Genomic DNA, 18,185 nt, shown 5'->3' on the forward strand with positions numbered 1-18,185 from the left:
TTTACTAAAATTGAAGATGGAAATATTCAATCGCTAATTGAACATTTCGCCCGCTTGCCTGCAAGCGAGCGCATTGTTCCCAAAGGCTATTTCAAATTTCCTTCCTGGTCCAAACTATAGATGGCCATTTTTCTATTGGCATTTTCGTTTTTGTTATCAAAGTTTACTGTTGCTAAAAATCCGGGGCCTGAGGAGCGTAAAAATAGTTTATTAGCTTCGTCCTGCCATTCGGATCCATAGGTCTGCTCCCAGATGAGGTTCATATTGGCATCTCGTTTTTGAAGTAGGCAATCGGTTTGGCGGGCATCAATTACCCGATTGCCAAGGATGAAATAGTTTCCCTGTGCATCCTGACAAACATCTGCGGCAAATTCAATCCCATTATTGGCAAGGTCTTTAGTGTTGATTAATTCTGCTTTTAGGCTAATTTCTCTGAACACCATTCTCCTATTGCTTCCTATTCCAACGGTGGCTAAAAATTTCACACTATTTTCTGTAATCTCAGCACTTACCGCTTCAATATTCTCTCCGGGATTTCCGAAAATTTTAGTGTAGACCACCTGTCCCAGGCCATTTATTGCGGCAATTCTCAAATATTTTTCTCCCTTGTTTTCTACATTACCAAAAAAATAAAATTGATCATTAATCTCAGCAGCTTCGATTAATTGTTCAAAAGGCTCCAGTTGATGATTTTGTGTTTCCCAAACCACTTCGCCAGCCGCATTTTGTCTTTGAAAGATCATGCCTTCGTAGCGTACGGTTTGTGAATAATCGGTGAAGTTTCCGGCTATGATTAAGCCTCCATCTGTTGTATTGAGTAATTTTTGACCGGAGCATTCCTGACTACTCGCGAGCGGGAGGTTATAATCGATGATCTTTCCGGAGGAGAGATCCATTTTCCAAATTGCCAGTTGGCTGATGCCCATTTGTTCGACCATCCCGGTTGCTAAAATCTGATTTTCTTTGAGCAGCCAGTCTGTCATTTTTTGGTTATCTTCTTCTTTCCAGTTGTGGTGCCATTCTTCAATTCCGTATTTATTCAGTTTGGACCAAAACAAAGCCCTATTGGTGTCTACTAAATTGAGATTGCCGGCCACCAAAATCCCGTCATCACTTAGGGTTTTTATGGCAACGGCCTGGTCTTGTCCGTTGTACCCCAATAGGCGTAGGAAATAGTCATTTTCTGCTATATCCAGGTTTTCACTGCAGGAAAAAAGCAGCAATAGGAGGCTGAATATAAAGGTGTTTTTTAAAGTCATTATTAATATATCATTTGGAAAAATGATCCGAAGGCCATCAGCCTTCGAATCTCGAAATCCATTTTACAATTCTTTAATGGGTAATCACTAATCGTTTATGGGTGATTAATTTCCCTTCTTTCATTAACATTAAAACATAGAGGCCATCGGCGAGACCGTCTACTGCTATCATTTGGGAGGTTTGCGATGGGAACTGAAAATCTCCCTTTGCTACTTTTACCCCTGCGGTAGAATAAATCGCCCAGGCGTCTGCTTTTCCTTCTCCCTGCCATTCCAGGGTAAATTTCCCCTGGTTTGGATTGGGGTACAACTGGAGCTGTTTAGCAAGCTTTTCGGCATCCAGCGGACGCTGCGGAATGAGTTCCGCAGGAATATCAAATACTCTGGCCTGATAAATGATATCCGTATCCCATCCCTGAACAGTTTGGATCATTTTCACATCCTCCGCATAAGCCCAGGAGTGATCAGGCTGCCATGGTATTTGCCCCTGAAAATGAATATATCCTTCTTCATCAAATTCCTCCGTTTTCACATTTAGCCCTGCGGCATCAGGTAACATTTCTTTAACCACATTTCGGAATACCTGACCTGTTTGAGGAAGTTCCAACTTGCCAGCCACCATATGAGTATGCAAAATCAATCGATGGTCTTCTTTTTCAACCGGAAGGCCCGCAACGGTTTCAAAACCCACATTTATGAAAGTCTTTCCCGTTTTTGGATCCAGGTTGTCCAGGAAGTCGCTTTCGGAAATATCATCGATAAATGCTCGGGCTTTCTCCAGTTTTTCCTGACTGATGGCTTTTTGCAGATAAGCACTTTCCGTCCATTTCTCCCGCTCGTAGATATGGCCGTCCACCATCACCCTGTTGGGCTCCGGAATGCTATAATGCAATGCCCGGGCACCTGCCGGCATCCAGCCTTCATCGAATAGGTGCTCAGTAGCCTGGCTTTTATCCTGATATCCATATTGCAAAATCACCAACTCATTTGGAGAAACTGATACCGCATCAAAAAGTGCATTTGCCTCTTTGGGGTCCGCATTTTCATGGGTGAAGTGTTCCGCCACCACCAGGCGGTTGCGGGCACTTATTGTGAATTCTTCCAACTTCACTCCTGAATAATCGGCCGTGGCGTCAACGGTGTTATTAGAGGCAAACCAAAGGCGAAAACGTACTTGTCCATCCCCCGGATTTTCTGCCCCTGTATTTGCGGTCATGGCATCCCTTTGAACCTCATCCAAAGGAATACGGGCAAATAGTTCCCCAGTCTTACCGGACCAGCCCTGAATTTTCCGGTCTACATTATCCTGAGGCAGACTTAGTACGGTTTCATTGGTAAACCAATCCAAACCTTCTCCAATATTGCCAACCGTATTCCAGGTTTTCCCTTCATTACAGGTATATCGCAAACTTATCCCATCCACTCCCGGAGTGGAATTTATATTGAGTTTCATCGATAGCATCGGAAGTTCCAATTGGGATAAATCAATAGTGGGACTTTCAATCCAGGAATTTTCTGCCGCATAATAGGTATTCTCCTTTGGGGCTTCTTTATCTCCATGATTTCCTGTATTTGTTTGCCAGCTGCCATCGGTCAAGCTCCAGGAGCTTAATGCATATTCGGTATCCCATTGGCCAGAGTGTAGCCAGCCGGCGTTCCCTTCGGAAAAATTAGTTTCATAGGCATTGTCTATTACCGGTGTTTTCAGGGGAAATATTGGAATACGATATTCAACGGTATCTTTACAACCCACTACTTCTGAGGTTAATATAAGTTTTACATTATACGTGCCATCATTCACATAATTGAAGTATTCAAATGGGTCTGAGGAATAATAAGTAACTTTTTCACCATTACCAAAGTCCCATTCCCATTTTTCAATTTTTCGATTGGTCAGGGAAGTTTCAATACTGGAGTGATCCTCAAAAGTAGTAGGGAAACCTAATGTGTAGGCTTTTGAATCAAAAGCAGCTTTAGGGTTTGCACCCAATTCTACCTTCATAGAAGTAGTATTCTCACAACCAAATTCAGAATAGGCCGTTAGCTCGACCTCGTATTCATTGGGATTGGTGTAAAAATGCTTGGGGTTTTCATAGGTACCGGAAGAATTGGTTTCCGAACCAGTATCTCCAATTTCATCTTTAATACTTTTTTCTACTAGGCCATTATCTACAAAAAATCCATTTCCAAAATACCAGGCATAACGGGTAATTTGGCCACCATGCTCCGGATTTAGTAAATCTTCCGGCATGGCAGAAGTATTAATAAACTCAAATGGTTTTTCGTCATTTTCACAAACAAAGGGTAAGTCGGAGGATGTTGTGAATGCAGGTTCAGGTAATGCTTTAATTTCAATATAGGTAGCAGCTTCACTTACACAACCATTATTATCGCGGACGTCATAACGAATATTGAAATGCCCAACGGTACTTTTCGAGAATGATTTTTTTTCTCTTCCATCTGACAAAAGGGCATTAGCGTCTTCTACTAAGCCGTCCACTTCCTCTGCAAAATACTCAACATGAGGAAAATCACTCCAGTTTAAGTTATTGCCTTGAAAATCCTGCACTACAGTATTAAGAAGTACACTTCCGGATCCGTTACAAGCCGGGTCGTCAAAAGTACCAATAGTGGCCACCGGATTATTAAAAATTTCAAAATCGAAATAAAGGTTACTTTCACAGCTTCCGCCTGTATCGCCATTTCGGGAGGAGAAATATTTCAGGTGTAAAGTGTATTTCCCCGTGATCCTTGGATCAATCCCAAGACGACCTTCTTCAATAACAAATAAATCCTGATTAAAAGACTCTCCTGCCTCATCCAAAAGATAATAATCAAACAGCGAAAGGTCATCGTAGCGGTCTCCTGCTTCTTCATTGTCAAGGTTCTGATTCAAAATCATGACGGGGTCGATCATCCAGTAATCAGTATCCAAACAAAGCTTCTCCTGAGGATTCTCGATAACAAAATCCATCTTGTCTTTTCGGATCCTAAGGGTTGCCGTTCGATAAGTGAAATTGTAATCTTCATTACTCAATACTATATAAACCAGATATTCACCGTGCTCACGTAATTCCAAATCCTCCCCTTCCTGTTCTTTAAATTCACTATCAGAAGGTTTTTGCACATGGTATTTGATATCCAGAGGAGTCGGATAAGGATTTCCATTTTTATCGGAAATGGTGATGAATTGAGCCAAATTAACCTCTTCATCTTTTTCACAGGCGTAGTGATAGGTAACCATTTCAAGTTTTGGCTTCCTGAAAACGATATCCTGAACCACATTACTATATATTTCACAAGAAATTGCCTGCTCGTCGACATTCCCGTCTTTATCATTAATATCCACATACACCAGCTGCAAATCATAAACACCGGATTCCGCAAATGGATATGCTTCAATATCGGCATGGTCATAAGATAAACGGGCAATTTCAGCCCCCTCGTGTTCGCTGATAATGAGTTGAACATAAGCGGGATCAAAAACCTCCAGATCTGGAAAAACTAAACCATCTATCCGCTCTTTATAATTGACCGTAATGGCTTCGTCATTTTCAAAATAATAACTTTTGGCCTCCCAGTTCATCTGTTTCTCCTCTAATGCCTCAACATCTAGCTTAATGACCGGTCGGTCTGCATCAAAATCATTTCCACAGCCGCCGCTAAACCTTACTTCCAGTGCTTTACCATCAATGGTATTAGGAAGAACGGCAAAATAATCATCTACGGGTATTTTTTCCCAATCACCGGTTCCAACCCTCCAAAGGCTTTCATAAGAAGCATTTCCTGCATGCATTAAAAGATTGTCTTCACCAGGGCAAAATTGCAATGGAATAACATTGGTATTGTGTTCACTCTCATAGCTACGACCATCAAAAGAGATAATAGGGCGAGGTACCCCATTGGTAATTTTAATGGATTTAGTAAAGAGACTGGAACAACCCGATTGTTTATAACTCAAGGTAAGGTCAATATTCACCTCATCCTTATCAACAAATAAAGGTTCTAGCGAATTGAAATTTACACGGTATCTGCTTACTCCTGATTCATCATCATCATCATCAACTGGTGTTGCTAAAACATAATTTGTATTAGGGTCCTCTTTTACCTTGGTACTAATGGAATTTATGGTTAAAAAGCGATGGAAAATCCATTCCAAGCCCTGGGTAGAACTACAGTATGCACCTCCAATTTGAGAAAAATCTACCCAATCAATATCTCCAATATATAAGTTGGAAGGAATGGTATTTCCTTCATGTATTAAATTAAAAGAAAATTCGAATGCTTTGATATAGGATTGTAAATTCAAATTCACCAATACTCTTCTGTAGGTCGCATCACTGGTTGGTGGACTGGTACTGGTGGTCCACCACCAGGTTTGAGCACCGGTAGCAATCTCTGTACGGATATAACCTCTAAAGTCGAGCGCTATTCGCTCTGCCAAAGCCTCCCTAAAGTCATGATGTTTAAAATGTAGTTCCCCATTTGAATTCAAAGAAAAATGATTGGCAATAAGAGATTGATAAACAGATGTGGATAATCCGGCCAGTTTACTGGAATAAGAGGATAGAATTAAATTTTTGCCTCTTACTACGTCGCTATTTGAAATGGCGTTTAATCCATAATTTAACCATGGATTAAATACATATTTATTAAAATTGACAGAAGAACTTAAAGGAACGTTTACATCCGATTCTCTGATAAGGGTATAAGAATCTCCAAAGCACAAAAAGTCATTTGCAAAGCGGTCAGCAACTACCCGGAAGTTTAAATATTGAGTAGTAGAACATCCTCCGGTAAGGCTAATGGCACTTACTTCAACCGTAATATCAGTTCCCTCATCAATATTAACCTGACTCGGGTCAAAATAGTATATATTGTTTTCAACAAAAACCCCTCTTCCACTAGCATGCAGAATAGCATCTTCTAAATCATTTGGATTATAATCATTGAAATACTGGCCGGAAAATATTTCAATCTTTTGGCTCGTAGCCCCATTAAAAGAAAACACCTCAGACTTAGGCTTTAATACCGGACCTAAATCAATTCTTAAGGGGTAAGGGGCGTTGTCTAACTTACAATTTTTGAACTTTGGAATTAACACATAGCTTCCGGCTTCCAGACCAGGCACTAATGCGGTTCCCTCGTCCAGACTCAGCGTATGCAAAGGACTGTCCTCTTCGTAATCAGCCTCTTCCGGAAAAACATTTACGGTATATCCGGTCCCCTCTCCTTTGCTATCTACCCGCACATTAATCCCTTCAAAATTACAGGCAGGATTGGGATTATAGGATATATAACAGTAAGGCGCGGCATAGGCAAGCAAAGGACTCTGGCTTAGATTTTTTGCATCACTGTCAATTTCCAGGGCCTGAATCATATTGGATGCGGGCTGATCATTTCCAATATTATTACCTGTGAATTTGACCTTTAAACCGCTAATCTCCATAACTTGTCCGTCAACGGAAGGCGTAACAGTTAACTCGGTATTGTTAGCGGATAAAGTAAAATTAGCATCAACGGAAGCAGTTAAATCATCCGTTTCGTTATCGAAGGCATAATTGTCTGCTAGCTTAAATTGGATTTCTTCTTGTGCGGCAAAATTCCCCGTTAATTTTAAAGCTCCCAGGCTTGTGGCATCACAGCCCACTACCGTATAAAGGCCGGCAGCATCATCTATTGTAATCTGATATCGGTCATCGGTCAGTGTGATTGTGTATTCCTTGGTTCTGATGTCACGGGCATCGACAGTATGATCAGCACTTTCGATGTCCAAAAAAGAGACCGACAGATTAAACTTTTCCCCGGAAACAACAGTACCGTTAGGGTAGCCCTGTAATTTTTGTTGGCCGGGAAGCCATTCCAGCCAGGTTGGGAGATTTTGGAATTGGTAATACACCGTTTTTGAGGTACCCGCAGGGTGAGTGACATCAAATTCGTAAGTTAAAAATTCTTGACTTTCGCCCGAAATCAGGCCGTTGTCATTGAGGTTGGGTTGGAAATGAGTTTGTATTTGGGCCTGAACACCTTCATTCACAGCTTCGCTAATAGCATTCCGGTAAAGGGCAATATCCAAAGCTCTGGGGTTTGGAGAGGGATAGTCCGTTCCGGTGAATGCATAGCCAATACTTTTGAAAATGTCCTCATATACCCCTTTAGGCGCATATCCGGTAACGGTTAGTGCACCGGGAGTATCGTCATTGTAGGTTAAATCGTAAATTGTCGAGGCTTCAGTATAAGTTAATTCATCGCCGCTCTGACCTCCTGCAATGGAAAAGGTCATTTGGTGGATGAGGGTGGTGGCTCCAGAAGCGGGGTTACCAATGGATAGTGAAGGAATGAAATCCACTGACTCGTTTCCATATTCAAAATTGAATGTAGGTGGGGTTTCTGGCCAATCCGCTCCACTAGATTGCTGTACATTAAAATTACCTCCAGTTCTCATTCTAACAGTAAAGGTGAATGGATCAGGTTTCCATTTTTCATTTTCAGTATACCGTAGTTTGAACTGGAAGCGAACCTGATTATTATTCTCAAAATCAGGCTGCCCTTCAGCAGAAAATGCCAAGCGCCCATCTTCTACATCCTGATGAGTCCATTGATAAACCGCATTTCCAGCTTCGAAATCAGGATTGTTTTCATCATAGGGTAGAATAGGTAGCCAATCATCACCCTTCAGAAGGTAAAGTTCCCCTTCAAGGGAAACTTCATCATTTGAATAGGTAGGGAGGGTTTGAAGCGTATAAATATATTTTTCCGGATCGGAGACATTATCACCTCCGGTAGTTAAATTAAAATTATCAGCAATTAGTATTGCTGTTGAAAAAAGATTGACATTCCGAGTTATTAAACTTAATTCTTGCCCGAATAAAAAATTGGGTAATTCTAAAAAGAATAAATAAAATATAAATATACGCCTCATTGAATGATTACTTTACTAGTCTAACAAATGCATCTCCAGGTTGTGAACCATAAACTGAGAGATTATCCGGTTTTACACTGATAATTCTCATTACACTTTGAGAATTATTAACCTCTGGAGTTAGCCAGATTTTGGTCACTTCTTTTAGATTAAAGATATCTATTTCAGGCCCACTTTCATCAATAGGGATTCCCGTTCCTAAAAAATTCAATCCCGAAGAATTAGTTCCCAAAAAGTCACCAGAGAAATTCCAAAATTGCACATCGCTACTTACAACATCATTTATAATATTGGAATAACTACCATACCATTCATCACTATCTTTTATCCCCCCTAAAGTTGTAAATAAAGTTCTGGCCTCTTCCACTGAAGGCACATGCCAACCAGATTGCTCCAAAGCGGTTTGTAATGAAATCATCTCCGTATCATATACATAGGAGTGTCCGTAAATTTCAGAGAAATTTTCAACTTCGCCTTCATCACCCATATACGGCCTATCCCCATTATTTTTTTTCTCCGTTCTCAAATTCTCCGCCATCCAGATTTGATCCCCAATTTTCACGGTTTTGTAGACATTATTGTCTTCGAAATCACCGAAAACGCCCAAAGTCATGGTTCCAAATTTTCCAATTTCAACCGTTGCCTCGCTGGAGGCATTAGGTTCTGCCGCTTCTGCATCAGTACTTTCCGCTTTAGCCGTTAGCTCATATACCTCTAGCATCTGGTCTTTGAAAAGTTCACTTAACTCTTCCGATACATAAGCATCTCCGCTTGCGACAAGGGTGATTTCAGTTGCTGTACCCTCCATATCCACGAATAACTGTGGGTCATCCATGTTCACATAGGTCTTCCCTTCTTCCTTTACCCAGTTCACCTCAAATTTCACGACATCACTTTCCGTGAAAAGATCTGCAATGCTTTCATCTCCCTCCGCATATATACGCTCATAATCTGTAGCAATGGTAATTGCCAAACCAGGAGTGAATTTTTCCTCCGGTACTTCAGGATCTGTGCCATTTCCAGGATCCGGATCATTTTTATCATCACCGCAAGAGGTTAAAAACAGGGCTGCTGTAGCCAAAGCTAATAATCCCTTTTTAAAGGGAAAATTCATGAATTCCATCTTCATAATTCTTAGTAAAATTAAATTTTAAGATTTTACTCCAATTTGTTTTATTACTTTACTAAGTAAATCTTACACAAATATCACATGCGCGCAAGCGTTCTTCTTGTTTTTTATGTAAAAAATCATGCCTTCTAAATTTATATGGCAAGGATATCGCTTTAATGCAAGCTGAGAGATAAAAACAAAAACCACTAAAATCTGGTTTAATGCCTATAAATCAGTGGTTAACAAAGTAAAACCATCTCCAATAATGAAATTTCAATTTTAATCAATTGAATAAATTTTCATAATCTAATTAAGCCATAAAACGTCTTTTTACTACAATTCCCCGGAGACATACTGCCGTTTACATCAAAGAAATAATCATTTGAAATCAATCAATTATTAGTTTATTTATATTTTATAAACGATTAACGGCTGATATAGTGCATTCCCCAAAAAGAGATTACCCCTAAAAATTAAATACCTGCATGTATTCTAATGATCCTTTTATTTTTTATGATCCATTTCCTTTTGGTGATAAGATTAGGATGAACAAAAGATCAATAGAGGGGTAAATGCTTTTGTATTGTAGGTTTATCAGACGGGTGGCCAAGTGGATTATTATGGGGTATGCATAATAATCAGCCGGGGTGATTATTGAAGTGGAGTCTGGGAACGGAAATTCCGTGGACTTAGTCGTAGTCGCCGCGGTGATTTCTACTGGACTATTTGATGCAGCGTGCGAAGACTACGACTAGTGGGGCGGGAAAAAGGTGCTGTATTAGCTCTGTTGAATATTTTCGATATTTCCGTCATTAAAACATGGAGTGTCGAAAAAATCGATTTTTTTCATCATAGGTTAAAAGAGTGGCGGAATTTTCAAATTTTTTCGACATGCTGTGTTTCTAGTGACGATTAGGAAGATTTTCCCTGATCCCTCCATTTCGCAATACTCACCCGGCTCACCCCAGTGAGTCGGTGAATCTCCGTAACCGACTTACCTGATTCCAAATGCGCCATCACACTATCGTACTGATGGTGCTTCCGGATGTTTTTCGAGCCAGGCTTTCTGCCCTTGAATTTCCCCTCGACCTTCGCCAGGGCGATACCCGCAAGGGTCTTCTCTTTGATTACCTCCCGCTCAAATTCCGCAAACTCAGCCAGTACCCCGATGATCATCCGGGTAGCAGGGGTCAGGGACCAACGATCATTGAAGCATACCAATCCCTGATTCTTAATAATCACCTGCACCTTCCTACGCCCAAACCAATTGATCGCTTGCTTCACATCCTCTGCCTTCCGACCGAAACGGTCCAGGCGGGTAACCTCCAACTCTGAGATCTTACCCGCTTCAATGGCGCGGGTAAGTTTCTTAACGGCTGGCCGCTCAAAAAACGGGATGGTGCCGGAGCACTTATCGATGAATTCTTTGCCTTCTCCTTTTTGGATCGCGATGTTCTGACCTTCGCTGGATACTCGGATGTAAATTGCCTTCATTTTGAAAAAATTTGAACGGGTAGGGTAGTGATTCTCGGTAAAGATCAAAAAAAATCAGAATACCAGCAAGTTATGATATTCTGATTTTGGATAGGGGTAGGGTATAATCTAAATTTAGCCAAATTTCAATTTAAGCCTCAATTTATAGCAGGGAGCTATGCCCAAAAGTGGTGTTCAGGAAGTCGAAGTTAAGCGGCCTGTTTGATCTCTTCGCCGTCTTTAAATTTAACTTCTCTGATTACTTTTTCAATGGTTTTATAGCCCCGTATTCGATTCCAGTTTTTCTCCGCACACATGCCGAGTTTGAATATCATATGGAGCATTCCGTCCCGATCCAAGCAACCCTTTGATCGCTTCGTACGATGTCTGATCGTCCCAAAAGCGGACTCTATCGGATTGGTGGTTCGGATGCTTTGCCAATGTTCGGCGGGAAAGTCGTAAAAATTCAGCAATTCATCACGGTCTTTTTGTAAACAAATTGCAGCTTTCGGATACTTTGCCTCATAAGTATCTATGAATAAGTCAAATGCTTTATCGGCTTCGTCTTTGGTTTCGGCCATCCATATTTGATGGATTTTGTCCTTAGCCTTTTGTTGAGCCGATTTGGGTAAGCAATTCAAAACATTGCCGGTTTTATGCATCCAGCAGCGTTGCGCCTTTGTTTTAGGGAATTCTTCATACAACTAGACATTTATTGATTTGGGGCAAATTTTCCGATCATGGCTTAAGAAGTGAATCAGGATATACTCGCCCCAATTTTCTATTCTGTAATCAGCTTCTGCGATGCATTCGACTCCTTTTCGAAAAACGGAAATGGATCTGTACCTTTTACCATTGGCATAAGTTTTCAGACTAACACTTTTGTACTTTTTCAACCCATGAGCTATGGATACCGAATATGCAAAAACGACAATAGCCATCATTAACCGGCATCTATCTGCTCCCTGAACATTCATTTTTTCAAGGTCAAAACCATTGGTCTTCAAATGTCTGAAACATGTCTCAATTTGCCATCGCTTCCGATAGTCCTCAGCTACTTTATATGCGTTTTTAGATAGATTTGTCAGAAGGAAAATCACAGGTTCCTTTTCCGCATCTTCACTTTTCTTGATGACCATCCAGCAATTGTCTCCGGCTTCAAACTTCATCTTAGCGGACATCGTTTTGCCCTTCACCTTACTATTTATGACTTTTGAAATCATTTGCGCTTTCGTCATAGATTTTTCATTCCACTGATTCTTAAAGTTGCATTCTTTTACCCGAAGCACATATTTAAAGCCGTTATCCTCAAGGTATTTGATGAATTTCTGTCCTGCGTATTCACGATCAGCCAAGAGAATTTTGCCTTCAAGATTGAATAACTTTGACGCCTCTTCAAGCAACTGAATTCTTTCTTCCTGATTACTGATGCCCTTCTTTTCCAGATTCATGAAATAGATCGGCACAGCTACTCCATTATACAAAATTGCCAAGGTCATGAAATGAAAAGTGCGATCCCCTTGCTTCCAACTGGTGCCATCCACCATCAAAAAATCCCCACCTTTATGCATATGCATGGCGGATAATTGCAATAGATCACTCCATAAATGGGTGTCAGAATATTCCGTAAATATGCGGGTTAAGCGTTTGTAATGACCAGAGGCGGAAGTACTCTGATTTTCTAAAATGCTACCTATGCAATCTTTCACTTTATTAAGACATACGGTTCCTTTTCGGATGATACCTAAACTTAAAGCGAGTACATTTTTCCAGCAAGCTTTACCCCATTTTGGAAATTCTTGCGTAAGTTTGCTGTGAAGCGAATTGAACATAGATCTTTGTTGGTGTGGGAACCCAAAGTTACTATTGTTGATTCGCTTTTTACGTTTTTAGGCAAAAATGTCTAGCTGTATGCGAAAATAGGTGGACAAATAAATACCCCCTTTTTACTTTTTATCCGGCACCTAATCAACTGTTACTTAACTGCTTTAGCTTCATGGTGCCATGTAGCCAACCCGCCGAATGAGGGATCCATTCCTCATCGGTGAACGATTGTGGCCGGTCATTTTTTTTGGTTGCCATTACATCCAATACGAAAGGTGCACCCACTGAAAAACCGCTGGTGATAACGCCTCTCGACTGGAACCAAGTACCGAAAGTACGGTTACCAATTCCGCAAATCATCCCTACTGGAATAGCCGTATTTTTAGGTTGGTCGGTGCTGCAAACCACACAACCCACGTCTTGTGCCTCCTGTGTCAAACCGGAGTTTAGCCCTGCAATCCACTGCAAATTACCATAGGCAATCTGCTCAAATTCATCTTCTTGATAATGTTTGCTCAAGGCAAAACAGGTCTCTGCTAAATACCCGTAAATGCTGTTCATCCCGTGGAACGGTCCGGCAAACCATACGCAATCCCCATTCAGTTTGACGGTATTTGGCAACAAAGAGAACGGATTTTGTCGCGCCGCAGGAATCAGGAATCCATAGGCAAAATCATGGATAATGTCTTCAGCCAATTGTTTATCTTCTTCACTGAAATCCCCATTGACAATCTGTAGTAAGTCCAAAATACGTGGTGGAATCAATCCGCCCGAATCTACGCCATAAACATGGTCAAGGATCGAATGCACCCACATGCTTTCAAGGTGATCGGTAGTATCAAATTCTTTGAATACCCCATAAATTCCCTGTACCGCATTTTCCGCTTTGAGCTGTCGGTCACGCAATTGTTTCAGATAAGTACTGACTCCCTGCTTGGAGATTAACTTATTTTTGTCCCCCTCAACAATAATCGCCACGAAATTGAACAATTCCCGTGTTGGCCACTCCCCTTCTGGTGGAAGAATATCAGCATCAATACCTCTTTGAACCGTACTGAACCCAAACTGAGGAGACGTTGTGCTGCGCAGATATTCCCATCCTTTCAAAATGTAAGACTTAAGATTTTTCTTCTCTGCATAGTCGGGCAATGCCTGATAAGTCTGAATCAATGACAAAACCGCTTTGGAGGCATCATTAGGCAATACGACCTTTTTGTTTTCCAGTAAATCGTGTACAAAACTCCCTGTTGCATATCCTTTTGCTGCGGCATAATCGGCGGTAGCAACCATATAATTGGCTCCAACAATAATTTGCTCTTCCAATGATTTTTTGAACTGCTCATCATAAAGTTCACCGCCGTTGAGGTACATGTTCAGCAAGCCCATCAACATAGAAGACTGCGCTGGAGACTCGGCCCATTTGGTCCCTGCATCCTGCCAACCCATTTGCAATCCTGTAAAGTGAAAACGACGCTGAAGCATATCTACCGAACAGTAGTTGTAAGTGTCGTCCCACAAAATGTCTTTTTTAACCGTGCATCGCCCATCGCGGATCATCACTTCTGCACCTAATCGGTGCTCCACATGGTAATTCCCTTCGGCAACGCCTTTAAAAGTGGCGATCCACCACTGCGCCCCCCATACATTTCCCCATTTGACCCAGTTTTGTTCATAAGCTGTATCAGATTGCTCGCCGACCAAATGACAGCTCCCCTGTTCAAATTCATAGGCTGCCGGCAAGCGTAAAATAACTTTGATCGGGCGGTCAGGATGATAACCAATCTGAGAAAACAGCAATCCAAAAACCTCTTCTTGGGAGGTTGCAGTTGCTGCTAATTTATTGATGTATTGATATAGGCTACTGTTCAAAACGATTCAGGTTTATGTGAAAAATCTTCAATCTCTTGTTGTGTCGGGATAGAACTTTGCGCGCCCAATCGCTGGACCGTAATCCCCGCTGCTGCATTGGCAAAGACAATCGCCTCCGGAATGGACGTACCATCAACAATCGCCTTGGCGAAACATCCGCAGAAGGTATCCCCTGCTGCAGTGGTGTCCTCAACCTTTACTTTATTGGCCGGCACAAAACCCGCCCCTTCTGCATTGGCATAAGCAACGCCGTCACCACCCATGGTGATGATCGCACATTTAACACCCAGCTTCAACAGGGCCATCATGGCTTGCTGAGCATTTTCCGGCGAGATCTCAGCAATTTCGGTGATAAAGGCCGCTTCCACTTCATTGACAATCAGATAGTCAATGCCCTGAAAAATCTTTTTGTCCTTCGGGATCGCCGGCGCATAATTCCAGACAATTGGCGTCTTGTGTGCCACCGCTTCCGAGATGATCAACTCGTTGGTTTGCTCAGGGATTTCATTTTGCAAAACCACCACGGAGGCATCATGAATCAGTGCCTCATTTTTTGAAACAGCAGTGGGGGCCAACTTTTGGTTTGAGCCCGAGTCCACTGCCAAATAATTATGCCCTTCTTCACCAACCATCACAAAGGCGCATCCGCTGTTGACTCCATCAATATACTCGACATGATCGCAATTGATCTGATCGTTCTCAAAATTGCTGATCATCTCCGCAGTATAATTATCCTGCTTCCCCACTGCGGTAATGAAAGTAACCTCCCCACCCGAACGGGCGGCTGCCACGGCCTGATTTGCTCCCTTGCCCCCAAAATACTGGTGGAAATTTGCATTCGTAACGGTCTCACCGACTTGAGGCAATCGTGGCATTTTCATTACCAAATCCACGTTGGATGAACCAATAACCAATATATTCTTCATAGTTAAAAATGATGTGTGGCTGATAAAAAATAGGTGCCTTCAGGCTTAGTCAGCTAACTGAGCCATCGCTTCTTCTAACATATCGATTGTTGCTGTCGCTCCTGCGCGGTGGCAACCAATTTCTTTGACTTCCAAAAGTCTTTTCAGGCTACGGATACCGCCTGAAGCTTTGATTTTTACGTTCGGTCCAACGCTCGCTTTCATCAATTTAAGCACCTGATCAGTAGCACCTTCATAGCTGAAACGGCCATCATCACCTTTAACAAATCCAAAACCGGTGGAAGTCTTTACGTAATCCGCTTCTACCTCTGTACAGATCTGACACAACTTAACGATTGACGCCTCTTCCGTGATATAATCCGTCTCAAAAATCACTTTCAAAGATGCTCCACGCTCATGACAAGCGTCTGCCAAAGCCTTGATCTCTTCTTTCAAATAAGCCCAGTCTTTTTGCATCGCCTTGCCGATGTTGATGACCATATCGATCTCCTGTGCACCATCCTTGATCGCTTGTACCGTTTCGTAAACTTTTACATCGATTGATGAAATTCCGCCAGGGAAACCTACCACACAACCTACTTTAACGGCTGTTCCTGCCAATAATTTTTTGGCTTGGTCCACTGCGAAAGGCTTCACACAAACGGAAGCAACATTGTATTTGGCCGCTACCTGGCAGCCAATTTCCAAATCTTTGTCCGTTAATTGTGGGTGAAGGATCGTATGATCGATCATGGATGCTAATTCTTGCACATTGCTCATAGTTGTAAATTTATTTTTGCTCAATTAATTCATTATCGAGCTGGTTTTGGATTAATAATATTCTAATTAAGAGGACTCAATGAAGACCACCTCCATTATCAGTCGTTTCCTTTATTTTGTTCCGATAGAGTTCCCTCTTAAAAAGTTGATCTTATTGTTGATGTATTCTCCTCCATATTCCTGCTTGTCATAGAGCTTTAGTGATTGTATGACTTTTTTGATGGAAGCATTGTTGATCTGATTCACTTCGATACAGTTCATCACCCTCAGGGCCACGAAAGGATTTTGATGTTGTAGGAGTTGCTCAATCTTCGCTAAAGCATCGGCCGTAAAGCCGTGCGTGTAAAGTACCTCTGCAGTACTCGCTTGCACTGCCGCATTGGTATCATCGAGCATATCTTTGAGTTGATCAACGATATGCGGTGGCAATTTCTTTTGTAACATACACCCATTCACTCCCCAAAACCGGACAGCATCCACTTCACTTTGCATCAGTTTACTCAAAACAGAAAAGTCATCTGTGGAAGTTGCATCCCATGCCGCTGCTCTGATTACTTTCATGGGCTGTGTCTTAGCATATAAAGTGTATGGGATTTTTTGTTTTTGACAATGAGCATAAAAATCAGCCTCAGGAATAAACCCAATGTCATTGGTTCGTTCCATTTCCTGTTTCAACGCTTTACGGAATCGGTTCAGTATTCTTTTGAAAGAAGGGTCAGCAGCAAGGTTATGAATGTTTTCAGGGTCTGCATCGCAGTCGTACAGCTCTTCTATTGTCCGTGGCTCAAAAAATGCCGACGAAAATTCATCCGTCTGCTGATTATTAAATGCTTTTTCCCAAGCCTTGACGCCTTCGGCTTTCCAAAGAAAATTAATGTGAATCCCGTTTGGATGCTGTGGATAAAAATTACGGACATATCGATATTGCTTATCGCGCAGGCTTCTTACCAAGTCAAGACTTTCATCCATCCGCCCACGGAAGCCATAGCTGTATCGATCCTCCTGCTTGCCAAAAATATCATGCCCCTGATAGGATTTCGGAGGGTTAACGCCCCCCATAGACAGGATAGTGGCTGGCATATCGATTAGACTGACTAATTGCTGTTCGATATTTTTGAGTTCCTTACCCCGGAACTTCGGAGGAATATAAATAATCAGTGGTATTTTAAGCCCAGACTCAAAGGTAAATCGCTTGCTTCTTCCCTGCACCCCACCATGATCACTTGAATAAATGATGATCGTATTGTCGAGCTCACCGATTTTTTCAAGATAATCCATCACATATTTATATTCCAAATCCATCATCGCCATGAATTCATAATAGGAGGCAAAGTCATTTCGGACTTCAGGAATATCCGGCAAATATTTAGGGATTTTTACCTGCTCAGGCTGGATATGGGTAAGGTTGCTTATCCACCCTTCGACCTCAGTACTGTCGATATACTCGAAACTGTCCCGAAAATATTTATAGCGGTCTTTTTGTGGGTGAAGACGTGTCTCATGACTGATCCACGTATTGTAAAATATAAAGAAGGGTTGTTTTTCCTTTCGCCCTTCCAAAGACTCATTGATGTCCCAAAAATCATCCTTGTCCCAGACATTTTTTGGACAGGAAGCATTATAATCTTTCTTAAATCTTAGCGTGGTGAAATATCCGTTTTCCCTTAAAAGTGCAGGAAAGTAAACAATGGAAGAATCCATCTCCACCTTACATCGCATATGCTCCGTACCAATAGAAGTGGGCAAAACTCCCGTGATAATCGAAGAGCGCGAAGGCGCACAAACCGGTGCATTGGCAAAAGCATTCTGAAAAGTGATGCCCTGCTTTGCCAGGCGGTCAAGGTTAGGGGTCACCGCAAGTGAATCACCATAGGCCCCGATAAATGGGCTATTATCCTCACTCATGAACCATACAATATTTGGGAGCCGGGAGCTATCATCCCCTTCCGTGAAATAATCTGTTAAAAAATTTAAGCCCACTATATTAAAAAATATTAGCAAATGCTTCATAGCAAACAAGTATTGATAAAGCACGAATTAAG

9 protein-coding genes and 1 pseudogene are annotated in these 18,185 nt (G+C 41.7%); all 10 read right to left on the bottom strand.

Translation table 11 applies throughout. The annotated features are described in order from the left end of the window. Positions 1-86: 86 nt before the first annotated feature. Positions 87-1,259, bottom strand: a complete 1,173-nt coding sequence (locus tag AAA970_RS25625) for a hypothetical protein (RefSeq protein WP_338239773.1) — start codon at positions 1,257-1,259, stop codon at positions 87-89. A gap of 73 nt (positions 1,260-1,332) precedes the next feature. After that, a complete protein-coding gene (locus AAA970_RS25630; protein ID WP_338239774.1) occupies positions 1,333-8,181 on the bottom strand; it encodes a T9SS type A sorting domain-containing protein in 6,849 nt (2,282 codons plus the stop codon). A 7-nt stretch (positions 8,182-8,188) separates the two neighbouring features. Then, entirely contained in the window at positions 8,189-9,310 is a 1,122-nt protein-coding gene (locus AAA970_RS25635; protein ID WP_338239775.1) for an FISUMP domain-containing protein, read from the bottom strand. A gap of 894 nt (positions 9,311-10,204) precedes the next feature. Further along, positions 10,205-10,786, bottom strand: a complete 582-nt coding sequence (locus AAA970_RS25640) for a recombinase family protein (protein ID WP_338239776.1) — start codon at positions 10,784-10,786, stop codon at positions 10,205-10,207. A gap of 188 nt (positions 10,787-10,974) precedes the next feature. Next, positions 10,975-11,469, bottom strand: a pseudogene (locus AAA970_RS25645) (transposase); the annotation flags it as partial. Further along, positions 11,470-12,597 carry a transposase gene (locus tag AAA970_RS25650; RefSeq protein ID WP_338239777.1) on the bottom strand — a complete coding sequence of 376 codons (1,128 nt, stop codon included), beginning with the start codon at positions 12,595-12,597 and terminating at the stop codon, positions 11,470-11,472. 136 nt (positions 12,598-12,733) lie between these two features. Beyond that, the gene (locus AAA970_RS25655; protein WP_338239778.1) at positions 12,734-14,458 is read right to left on the bottom strand and encodes an early set domain-containing protein; all 1,725 of its coding nucleotides are present in this window, start codon (positions 14,456-14,458) and stop codon (positions 12,734-12,736) included. Next, entirely contained in the window at positions 14,455-15,384 is a 930-nt protein-coding gene (gene rbsK, locus AAA970_RS25660) for a ribokinase (RefSeq protein WP_338239779.1), read from the bottom strand. Before rbsK ends, AAA970_RS25655 begins: the two co-directional genes overlap by 4 nt. 45 nt (positions 15,385-15,429) lie before the next feature. Continuing rightward, the gene (gene deoC / locus AAA970_RS25665; RefSeq protein ID WP_338239781.1) at positions 15,430-16,143 is read right to left on the bottom strand and encodes a deoxyribose-phosphate aldolase; all 714 of its coding nucleotides are present in this window, start codon (positions 16,141-16,143) and stop codon (positions 15,430-15,432) included. 111 nt (positions 16,144-16,254) lie between these two features. After that, a complete protein-coding gene (locus tag AAA970_RS25670; protein ID WP_338239782.1) occupies positions 16,255-18,153 on the bottom strand; it encodes a sulfatase-like hydrolase/transferase in 1,899 nt (632 codons plus the stop codon). Positions 18,154-18,185 lie beyond the last annotated feature (32 nt).

Origin of the sequence: Persicobacter diffluens, assembly GCF_036244895.1 — a bacterium.
Classification (GTDB): Bacteria; Bacteroidota; Bacteroidia; order Cytophagales; family Cyclobacteriaceae; genus Persicobacter; species Persicobacter diffluens.

What these genes read in the sequence shown, in the direction of transcription:
- AAA970_RS25625 (WP_338239773.1), bottom strand. Translation starts at nt 1,259, where the DNA reads ATGACTTTAAAAAACACCTTTATATTCAGCCTCCTATTGCTGCTTTTT.
- AAA970_RS25630 (WP_338239774.1), bottom strand. Translation starts at nt 8,181, where the DNA reads ATGAGGCGTATATTTATATTTTATTTATTCTTTTTAGAATTACCCAAT.
- AAA970_RS25635 (WP_338239775.1), bottom strand. Translation starts at nt 9,310, where the DNA reads ATGAAGATGGAATTCATGAATTTTCCCTTTAAAAAGGGATTATTAGCT.
- AAA970_RS25640 (WP_338239776.1), bottom strand. Translation starts at nt 10,786, where the DNA reads ATGAAGGCAATTTACATCCGAGTATCCAGCGAAGGTCAGAACATCGCG.
- AAA970_RS25650 (WP_338239777.1), bottom strand. Translation starts at nt 12,597, where the DNA reads ATGTTCAATTCGCTTCACAGCAAACTTACGCAAGAATTTCCAAAATGG.
- rbsK (WP_338239779.1), bottom strand. Translation starts at nt 15,384, where the DNA reads ATGAAGAATATATTGGTTATTGGTTCATCCAACGTGGATTTGGTAATG.
- deoC (WP_338239781.1), bottom strand. Translation starts at nt 16,143, where the DNA reads ATGAGCAATGTGCAAGAATTAGCATCCATGATCGATCATACGATCCTT.
- AAA970_RS25670 (WP_338239782.1), bottom strand. Translation starts at nt 18,153, where the DNA reads ATGAAGCATTTGCTAATATTTTTTAATATAGTGGGCTTAAATTTTTTA.